At 67.8% G+C, this 2,148-nt stretch carries 3 protein-coding genes; all 3 read right to left on the bottom strand.

Annotation, left to right across the window (positions count from 1 at the left end; genetic code table 11):
* Nucleotides 1-54: 54 nt before the first annotated feature.
* Nucleotides 55-489: a dTDP-4-dehydrorhamnose 3,5-epimerase family protein gene (locus HMPREF9463_RS10575; RefSeq protein ID WP_052044243.1), complete on the bottom strand. Its 435-nt coding sequence runs from the start codon at nucleotides 487-489 to the stop codon at nucleotides 55-57.
* A gap of 13 nt (nucleotides 490-502) precedes the next feature.
* Nucleotides 503-1,525: a dTDP-glucose 4,6-dehydratase gene (gene rfbB, locus HMPREF9463_RS10115; protein WP_035138962.1), complete on the bottom strand. Its 1,023-nt coding sequence runs from the start codon at nucleotides 1,523-1,525 to the stop codon at nucleotides 503-505.
* 22 nt (nucleotides 1,526-1,547) lie between these two features.
* A partial coding sequence (locus HMPREF9463_RS10110) for a sugar nucleotidyltransferase (protein WP_035138960.1) occupies nucleotides 1,548-2,148 on the bottom strand: 601 nt, incomplete at its 5' end.

The following is a 2,148-nucleotide window of genomic DNA, read 5'->3' as shown; positions in this document are numbered from 1 at the left end:
TGGATGGCGAGCTCGGGGTCGGCGAGGTTCACGAAGGTGTAGGTCTTCTTCAATTCAATGGACCAGTGGGCGTCCACCAGGGTAGGTGTAGGCGGTGCCGTCCTCCAGGGCCTGGAAGGAGTTGCCCACGCCGCGCGGGACGTAGATGGCCTTGCTCGGGTCCAGGGTGCAGGTGAATACCTTCCCGTAGGTGGCGCTGCCCTCGCGCAGGTCCACCCATGCGCCGAAGACCGAGCCGCGGGCCACGGAGATGAACTTGTCCCAGGGCTCGGCGTGGATGCCGCGGGTGACGCCGCGGCTGTCGTTGTAGGAGATGTTGTTCTGGACGACCCTGAGGTCCGGGATGCCCAGGGCGCACATCTTGGCGCGCTGCCAGTTCTCCTTGAACCAGCCGCGCGAGTCGCCGTGGACGGCGAGGTCGACGACCTTGAGGCCCTCGATGCCGGTCTCGGCGACGGAGAGGTCCTTCTCGAATGCGATGTCTGCCATGTCTCTGCTCTCCTTACTGCCCCTGCGCGCGGTAGCGGGCCTCGGTGGCCTCCTTGGCCGGGCGCCACCAGGACTCGTTGGCCACGTACCAGTCGATGGCGGCCTTGAGCCCCCCGGCGAAGTCGGTGTGGGCCGGCCTCCAGCCGAGCTCGCGCTGGAGCTTGGTGGAGTCGATGGCGTAGCGGCGGTCGTGGCCGGGGCGGTCGGCGACCCAGTCGAAGTCCTCGGGGTCGCGGCCCATCGCCTCGAGGATCATGCGCAGCACGGTGATGTTGTCCCTCTCGCCGTCGGCGCCGATGAGGTAGGTCTCCCCCATGCGGCCCTTGGTGAGGATGTCCCAGACGGCGCTGGAGTGGTCCTCGGTGTGTATCCAGTCGCGGACGTTCTCGCCGCGGCCGTAGAGCTTGGGGCGCACGCCGTCGATGATGTTCGTGATCTGCCTGGGGATGAACTTCTCCACGTGCTGGTAGGGGCCGTAGTTGTTGGAGCAGTTGGAGATCGTGGTGCGCAGGCCGTAGGTGCGGGTCCAGGCGCGCACGAGCATGTCGGAGCTGGCCTTGGTCGAGCTGTACGGCGAGGACGGGTGGTACGGCGTCTCCTCGGTGAACTTCGCCGGGTCGTCGAGCGCCAGGTCGCCGTAGACCTCGTCGGTGGAGACGTGGTGGTAGCGGACGCCGAATTTGCGGACGGCCTCCAGCAGGCGGAAGGTGCCCTCGACGTTGGTGCGCAGGAAGGGCTCCGGGTCGGCGATGGAGTTGTCGTTGTGGGACTCGGCGGCGTAGTGCACGATCGCGTCGTGGCCCGGGACGATGCGGTCCAGCAGCCCGGCGTCGCAGATATCGCCCACGACGAGCTCCACGCGGTCGGAGGGCAGCCCCGCGATGTTCTCGGGGTTGCCGGCGTAGGTCAGCTTGTCCAGGACGGTGACATGGACGCCCGGGTGGTTGTCCACGACGTAGTGCACGTAGTTGCTGCCGATGAAGCCGCAGCCGCCCGTGACGATGATGTTCCTGGGCTCGAAGAGCTCTTCAGTCATGTCTCTATCTCCAGTCATCCGTTTAGTACTCGCGCGGGCTGTTGACGATCTCGCCGGCGGCGACCTTCTTGAGGTGCCGGCCGTAGACCGACTTGCCGTAGGCCGCGGCCGCCTCCTCCAGCCGCGCCGTGTCGATCCAGCCGTTCTCCCAGGCGATCTCCTCGGGGACGGACACGGGGAGGTCCTGGGAGTGCTCGACGGCGCGGACGAACTCCGCGGCCTCGTGGAGGCTCTCCATGGTGCCGGTGTCCAGCCACGCGTAGCCGCGGCCGAGGGTGACCACGGACAGCGTCCCCTCCTCCAGGTACATCTGGTTGAGCGTGGTGATCTCCAGCTCCCCGCGGGCGGAAGGCTGAACCTTGTGGGCCTTGACGGCGACGTCGCCCGGGTAGAAGTACAGGCCGGTGACGGCGTAGGAGCTCTTGGGGCGGGCGGGCTTCTCCTCGATGGACACGGCCCTCCCCCCGCGGTCGAACTCCACGACGCCGAAGCGCTCGGGGTCGTCCACGTGGTAGCCGAAGACCGTGGCTCGGCCCGACTCGGCGTTCCGGGCGGCGCGCGTCAGGTGGCGCGACAGGCCGTTGCCGTAGAAGATGTTGTCGCCGAGCACCAGGGCGCACGGC

This window comes from Collinsella sp. 4_8_47FAA, from assembly GCF_000763055.1.
In the GTDB taxonomy this organism is placed as follows: Bacteria; Actinomycetota; Coriobacteriia; order Coriobacteriales; family Coriobacteriaceae; genus Collinsella.
This window is presented reverse-complemented; position numbering and strand designations above follow the sequence as displayed.